Raw genomic sequence first — 6,894 nt, forward strand, 5'->3', positions numbered from 1 at the left:
GCCAGTATGTAGCTGACCCACCGCTATCGGGAGCAAGCCCCCTCCCACATTTGAGCGGTGGTGTTGCTTAGATTACTTCCAGGTAAGAACTGTGTATCGCCCGCGCCAACTCGCGCACGGTGTCGATAAAGTCCGTCAACCGGGCGTGCAGTCCATCTTCCAGAATCTCATCGATCCCGGTATACCGCAGCCTTGCTTCGAACTCCGCCGCCAGGCGCTGCGCCGTGCGTCCGTAACTGCCGGGCAAGTCGGCGAGGATATGGCTCAACTCTTCGATGCACGCGTGCAGCGAGCGCGGGACATCGCTGCGTAACAGCAGTAGCTCCGAGACCGAGCGTGCATTCAGGGCGTTGGGGTATAACTCGGTGTACGCCTCGAACGAGGACAGCGCACGCAGCAGGGCGCTCCACTGGTAATAACCGCGAGCCGACAAGTCGCTGACTTCTTCGGACTCTTCACCAAACATCTCATAGCGCGCATCCAGCAGGCGCAAGGTGTTGTCGGCGCGTTCCACAAAGGTGCCCAGGCGAATAAACCGGTAGGCGTCATTGCGCATGATGGTGCCCGAGGTCGCGCCGCGAAACAGGTGCGAGCGTTGCTTGACCCAGTCGCAGAAGTGGCTGATGCCATGCCGCGCCAGGCCGCCGGCGGCGATGCTGCGCATTTCCAGCCAGGTGGCGTTGAGGTTTTCCCACATATCGGCGGTGATGCGCCCGCGCACGGCGTGGGCATTGCCTCGGGCGGCGCGCAGGCAGTTGTAGATGCTGGCCGGATTTTCTTCGTCCAGGGCGAAGAAGTGCAACATGCGCTCGGCATCCAGGGTCTGGTGACGCTCCAGGTAGCTGTCCAGGGTGCCGCTGCTGAGCAACGACATTGCCAGCTCATCCAGGCCATCGCTGCGCCCGGCCTGGGGCATCAACGACAGTGAATAACTGACTTCCAACATGCGCGCCAGGTTCTCGGCGCGTTCCAGGTAGCGCGACATCCAGTACAGATCAGCAGCGGTTCTACTCAACATACTCAGCCCTCCACCACCCAGGTGTCCTTGGTTCCGCCGCCTTGCGACGAGTTGACGACCAGCGAACCTTCCTTCAGCGCCACGCGGGTCAAGCCGCCCGGCACCAGGCGGGTTTCCTTGCCCGAGAGCACGAAGGGGCGCAGGTCGATATGCCGGGGCGCGATGCCGTTTTCGACAAAGGTCGGGCAAGTGGACAGGCTCAAGGTCGGTTGGGCGATATAAGCGTGGGGACGCGCCTTGATGCGCTGGCGAAAATCTTCGATCTCGGCTGCGCTGGAGGCGGGGCCCACCAACATGCCGTAGCCGCCGGAACCCTGGGTTTCCTTGACCACCAGTTGCTCCAGGTTGGCCAGCACATGGGACAGTTCATCGGGCTTGCGGCACTGGAAGGTCGGTACGTTTTGCAGCACCGGCTCCTCGTCCAGATAGAAACGGATCATCGCCGGCACATAGGGGTAGATCGACTTGTCGTCAGCCACCCCGGTGCCGATCGCGTTGGCGAGCACCACGTTACCCGCGCAATAGGCCGCCACCAGGCCGGGTACGCCGAGCATTGACTTGGGGTTGAACGCCTCGGGGTCAAGGAAGGCGTCGTCGATGCGCCGGTAGATCACGTCCACCGCCTTGGGGCCGTCGGTGGTGCGCATGAATACCTTGAGGTCGTGCACGAACAGATCGGCGCCTTCGACCAGCTCCACGCCCATTTCCCGCGCCAGGAACGCGTGTTCGAAAAAAGCGCTGTTGAAGCGTCCAGGGGTCAATACCACCACATTGGGGTTATCGAGGCGGCTGGCGCTTTTCAAGGTCTTGAGCAGCAGGTTGGGGTAGTGGTCCACCGGCGCAATGCGTTGCTTGGCGAACACTTCCGGGAACAGGCGCATCATCATCTTGCGGTCTTCGAGCATGTAGCTCACGCCGCTGGGGGTACGCAGGTTGTCTTCGAGCACGTAATAGGTGCCGTCGCCGTCGCGTACCAGGTCGACACCGGAGATGTGCGAGTAAATGTCGCGGTGCAGGTCCAGGCCGACCATCGCCTTCTGATAGCCCTCGTTGCCCAGCACCTGTTCTGCCGGAATGATCCCGGCCTTGATAATGCGCTGGTCGTGGTAGATGTCGGCGAGGAACATATTCAGTGCGTTGACCCGCTGGATACAGCCGCGCTCGATCAGGCTCCACTCACTGGCGGGGATGCTGCGGGGGATGATGTCGAAGGGAATCAGGCGTTCGGTGTCTTGCTCGTCGCCATACAGGGTGAAGGTGATCCCGGCGCGATGGAACAGCAAGTCGGCTTCACGGCGACGCTGGGCCAGCAGTTCCGGCGGCGTGTTGGCCAGCCAGCGGGAAAAATCCTGATAGTGGGCGCGGCATACGCCGTTTGCGTCATTCATTTCATCGAAGAAAGTTCGAGCCATTCCAGTACCTTGTCAGTGCCGAGGGTTTCCTGGGTGGCACTGCCGCTTAAAAAACGCATGTTCTTATGAGCCCGTGGCTGAGGGTGCCAACAGGCCTGGTCCTTACTTTCTTATGGAGTCGGCTCTGGGTCGCGGGGTAACGAATGCTCCTGTTTTCGGGTAGATGAATGGATAAAGCAAGGGATGTGCCGGAACGCACACAAGGTGGCAATTACCTGTGGCGAGCGAGCTTGCCCGCGCTGGAGTGCGCAGCGCTCGCGCTTTTGTGGGGGCCGCTGCGCAGCCCAGCGCGAGCAAGCTCGCTCGCCACAGAAGCGGGCTCACCACAAGGGGGCAGAGGGCGCCCTGACTTGGTGCACAAGAAACTTGAACTTCATCCACGCCCGATTCTTCTAATGAGTCCCGTCACTTTGTGGAGCATCGTTGTGCCCCGAATCATCTCCCCAAACACGCCGGAAGCGGCCCTGACCGACCATAGCGAACACAACGCCAAGATCTTCGGCTCGCCCAAGGATCGCCTCGACTTCTACCGGCGCGAGATCCAGTACGAAACCAGCATCCTGGCCAACCGCACCGACGCTTACCTCACTGCGCAATCGTTTCTGGTGATCGCTTTCGTGTCCGGCATGGGCAACCTCAACCCGGAATGGGGCAAGCTGTTCACGCTGGTGGTGCCGGTGATCCTCGCCGCGCTGGGTATTCTCAGCTCGCTCAACGCCTGGCCTGGCATACGCGCGGCCTACCAGATCATTGATCACTGGCACTACAAGCAAAGCGAATTGCTGCGCAGCGAGCCGGTGATGGGCCTGGCCTACGATGAATCGCCGCTGTTTTCCGAAATGGAGTCCAGTCACAAGGGCTATCGCAAGTCGTTGCTGTTTTCCATGCGCGCGCCGTGGTTGTTCATGGTGTTCTGGCTGGTGTTGGGCATCTATGCGTTTTATATCCAGGTGGACAATCCACTGCGTTGAGCAATCGGACGGAACTTCACTGGGGCACGTGGCGCCTTAGCTTTACGCGGTAAAGATTTATCACCGGTCTGTGAAGAGGTACGCCATGTCTACATCCAACGATCCCCAAACCAGCAACCGCAATGACCCTGCCATCGATGGTGGCGAGCCAGCTCCGGGCACCGCTGCCGATGCGCCCAAGGACCCGACGCCTGCCAGCGACCCCAAGGCCAGGGAAAACGACTACAGTCCAGACTTCAAGCCTGAGCGCGAGCACAAGCCTGAAACCGATGCCGATATCGATACCCAAGGCGGTTAACGGAGACGGTCATGTCAAAAGAACTCGACGAAGAACTCAACGACCCCGGCAATGAAGATCCGGGTTCGCTGATGGATGATGCGCAAGTGCCGCTCAACGATCTGGATGAAGCGGCCGACGTCGGCAATACCGACAGTCAGGATTGATCGGGCGGCGGGCCAAAGGGATCGGTGAGCTTGAACAGTAGGTATTCTTACTGTGCTTGATCCACTGAAACCTTCTGGCCCGGTACGCGGTTATTCATCACGCCAAGCGCGGCGCAGGATTCATTTTTTGTGCGCGGCGCGTCGTTCGTACCACGCCAGCAAGGGCTGGGTGCTGAGGCCATGCACCATCACGCTCAGCGCGATCACCGAGAGGGTCAGGTTCACCGCCACGGCGCTGCTGGTACCGATCAGCCCATGGTTGAGCGCATAGAACAGGTAGTAGAGGCTGCCGATCCCACGAATACCAAACCAACTGACCAGGCTGCGTTGTCGCCGATCCAGCAGGCTGCCCCAAGGCATCGCAAACACGCTGAGCGGGCGAACCACACAGAACAGCAACGCCGCCACCGGCAGCGCGCGCCAATCCCAATGGCTGACCAACACGATGCCCAATACGCTGACCAGAAACACCTCCATCGAGCGCTCGACCAGGCTGCCAAAAGCCAGCATGTCGCCCATCATCACGCCGGCGGCGATCTGGGTGTCCTTCAACTGGCTGACGTCACCGTGCAGCGCCTGCTCGGGCTCGATCTCCAGATGGCCCACCACCGGCTGGGCCAGGTGCTCGGCCGGCGTTTGCGCATAACCGGTGGATTTGACCTCGGCCTGGCGCAGCCCCAGGCCCGCCGCGAACACCGACAAGAAGCCGTAGCCGCCGACCGCTTCAGCCGTCACATACGCCAGGGCAATCAGCGCGAGGGTGAGGTAGTCATTCGGTGACAGGGTGCTATCGGCATTGATCAAGCGCAGGCGCAGGGTGATACGGCCAATGCCGCGGCCCATCCAGTAACCCATCAACAGCCCGGCCGGTACCGCCCATAGTAGGTTCTTCAGCACCCAGCCGCCGAACCAGTCGCCGTCGAAACCGCCATGTTGCATGAACAGCAGGCCAAAAATCACAAAAGGAAACGCAGTGCCGTCGTTCAACCCTGCTTCGCCGGACAGGCCGAATCGCAACGCGTCATAGTCCTGGGCATTGTTGACCTGCACCAGGCCGGCCAGCACCGGATCTGTGGGCGCCAGCATCGCTCCCACCAGCAATGAAACGCCCCAGGTTAAATCGAACAGGTAGTGCAGCAACAGGCAGGTGCCGAGGATGGTCAGCAGCATCACCGGCCCGGCCATGCCAAAGGCGATGCGCCAGGTGCGGTGCTTGAGCGGCAGGCGCAGTTTCAAACCGCTGACAAACAGCGAAAACAGCACCGCCACTTCCGTCAGGTGCTCCATCCAGCGCGCTGAGCCCTTCACGTCCAGGTGCAACAAGTCCACGCCCAGCGGGCCAATGGCGATGCCCAGCAACAAGCACACCGCTGAGGTGGTCACCGGCATCCAGCGCAAATAGGAGGAGGTGAGGGCGAGGGTGAGCAGTACGGCGCCCAATACGGCCAACCATAGAATGAAAGTCATCGTGCGTGTTCCAGGGCCGTGGTCTATGCAGGTTTGAGAACAGCGACCGGGAGGGGGTTCAATGTGATTGCCAGCCACGGGGACAAGGCCCTATTTATCCATTGAACGACGGTTTGCTATGCACTAAGTTGACCGATTGTTGCCGCGCGCATATTTATGGATTTGCGTCTTTATTCTTTCACCAGAGGCTCTGGCATGAGGTTTTCTCCCTTCGTTGAACGAATTGCAGGGCAGGGCGTCGCCGCCTGGGACATCCACCACGCTGCGTTCGACGCTGCCAGCCAGGGCGAAGACGTCATCATCCTCAGCGTCGGCGACCCGGATTTCGCCACGCCGGCCTTTATCACTGACGCCGCCGTCAATGCCTTGCACGCGGGAGATTCCCACTACACCGAGATCGCCGGGCGCCCGGCCTTGCGCGAGGCGATCGCGACCCGTTACCGCCAGACCCTGGCCCGCCCGTTGGCGGCTGACAACGTCATCATCGTGCCCGGTGCGCAGAACGCGCTGTTCATCAGCTCGCTATGCCTGTTGCAGGCCGGCGACGAAGTGCTGGTGCTCGACCCGATGTACGTTACCTACGAAGCCACGCTCAAGGCCAGCGGCGCCACCCTGGTGCGGGTGCCCTGCAGTGCGCAGTCCGGCTTTCGACTGGATCCACCATTGCTCGCCGCCGCGATCACGCCGCGCACCCGGGCGATATTCTTTTCCAATCCGAACAACCCCACTGGCGTGGTGCTCAACCGGCAAGAGCTGCAAGCCATTGCGGACTTGGCGATCGCACATGACCTGTGGGTGGTAGTGGATGAGGTCTACGAAAGCCTGGTGTTCGACGGTCAATACCACAGCCTCGCGGCGTTGCCGGGCATGGCGCAGCGCTGCATCGTGATTGGCAGCTTGTCCAAGTCCCATGCCATGACCGGCTGGCGTATCGGTTGGCTCATCGCCCCAGCGCAAATGGTGCAGCACGCTGAAACCCTGCTGTTGAGCATGATGTACGGCTTGCCCGGTTTCGTGATGGAGGCGGCGACGGCTGCGGTGTTGGCCCATGACGAAGTCACGCAAGGCATGCGTGAGACTTACCGACGCCGACGCGACCTGGTGGTGACTGCCTTGAGCGCCTGCCCGGGCATCCGCGTGCAGGCGCCGCAAGCGGGCATGTTTGTGTTGGTGGATGTACGCGATACGGGCCTGGGGTCCCTGGATTTCGCCTGGCGCCTGTTTCGTGAAGCTGGCGTGTCGGTGCTGGACGCGGCAGCCTTCGGCGAGCCTGCCCAGGGCTTCGTTCGGCTTTCCTTTACCTTGGGCGAGGAGCGTCTGGCGCAAGCCTGTCGGCGGATTGTGCTGTTTGTTGAACAGCTTGCCAGTGAGCGGGCCGTGCACTGGGCGTGAGTACTTGCCCAACTTTTGGCCTTGTCTCGTTTCAAATGCGGGAGGGGCGGTGCGACGATTCGACTTGCCCCGACGGCCATAGGTGTCTACCCAAATTGGTAGCAGCCGACGGTAACCACGATGCGAAGCGAGCCGCTATTGATCTTGATCTGCTTTTGATCTTGATCTTAGGCGCCCCGTTAAACCACGC

At 61.1% G+C, this 6,894-nt stretch carries 6 protein-coding genes and 1 pseudogene; 4 read left to right on the forward strand and 3 right to left on the reverse strand.

All coding sequences use genetic code 11. From position 1 onward, the window contains the following. Positions 1 to 67: 67 nt before the first annotated feature. A complete protein-coding gene (locus tag E4P00_RS17730) occupies positions 68 to 1,018 on the reverse strand; it encodes an alpha-E domain-containing protein (RefSeq protein ID WP_005788443.1) in 951 nt (316 codons plus the stop codon). Positions 1,019 to 1,020: 2 nt separating this feature from the next. Beyond that, complete coding sequence (locus E4P00_RS17735; protein ID WP_005788442.1) at positions 1,021 to 2,430, reverse strand: circularly permuted type 2 ATP-grasp protein; 1,410 nt, start codon at positions 2,428 to 2,430, stop codon at positions 1,021 to 1,023. A gap of 425 nt (positions 2,431 to 2,855) precedes the next feature. Here E4P00_RS17735 and E4P00_RS17740 point away from each other — a divergent pair, with 425 nt between their 5' ends. From E4P00_RS17740 to E4P00_RS28985, 3 genes are all read left to right on the forward strand, one after another. Further along, a complete protein-coding gene (locus E4P00_RS17740) occupies positions 2,856 to 3,401 on the forward strand; it encodes a hypothetical protein (protein WP_032803895.1) in 546 nt (181 codons plus the stop codon). Positions 3,402 to 3,486: 85 nt separating this feature from the next. Beyond that, a complete protein-coding gene (locus tag E4P00_RS17745; protein ID WP_078821390.1) occupies positions 3,487 to 3,699 on the forward strand; it encodes a hypothetical protein in 213 nt (70 codons plus the stop codon). Between the two features lie 11 nt (positions 3,700 to 3,710). Continuing rightward, a complete protein-coding gene (locus tag E4P00_RS28985; protein WP_005788437.1) occupies positions 3,711 to 3,845 on the forward strand; it encodes a hypothetical protein in 135 nt (44 codons plus the stop codon). Positions 3,846 to 3,965: 120 nt separating this feature from the next. On the opposite strand, the gene E4P00_RS17750 is transcribed toward E4P00_RS28985, so the two are convergent. Continuing rightward, positions 3,966 to 5,312, reverse strand: coding sequence for a cation:proton antiporter (locus tag E4P00_RS17750; RefSeq protein ID WP_248132295.1), 1,347 nt, complete (start codon positions 5,310 to 5,312; stop codon positions 3,966 to 3,968). A 195-nt stretch (positions 5,313 to 5,507) separates the two neighbouring features. Between E4P00_RS17750 and E4P00_RS17755 the strand changes: the two are divergent. After that, a pseudogene (locus E4P00_RS17755) lies at positions 5,508 to 6,674 on the forward strand (aminotransferase class I/II-fold pyridoxal phosphate-dependent enzyme); the annotation flags it as partial. Positions 6,675 to 6,894 lie beyond the last annotated feature (220 nt).

It is taken from the genome of Pseudomonas sp. B329 (assembly GCF_023127835.1).
In the GTDB taxonomy this organism is placed as follows: domain Bacteria; phylum Pseudomonadota; class Gammaproteobacteria; order Pseudomonadales; family Pseudomonadaceae; genus Aquipseudomonas; species Aquipseudomonas synxantha_A.

Coding starts and splice junctions, on each gene's coding strand:
- E4P00_RS17730 (WP_005788443.1), bottom strand. CDS start 1,018: ATGTTGAGTAGAACCGCTGCTGATCTGTACTGGATGTCGCGCTACCTG.
- E4P00_RS17735 (WP_005788442.1), bottom strand. CDS start 2,430: ATGGCTCGAACTTTCTTCGATGAAATGAATGACGCAAACGGCGTATGC.
- E4P00_RS17745 (WP_078821390.1), top strand. CDS start 3,487: ATGTCTACATCCAACGATCCCCAAACCAGCAACCGCAATGACCCTGCC.
- E4P00_RS28985 (WP_005788437.1), top strand. CDS start 3,711: ATGTCAAAAGAACTCGACGAAGAACTCAACGACCCCGGCAATGAAGAT.
- E4P00_RS17750 (WP_248132295.1), bottom strand. CDS start 5,312: ATGACTTTCATTCTATGGTTGGCCGTATTGGGCGCCGTACTGCTCACC.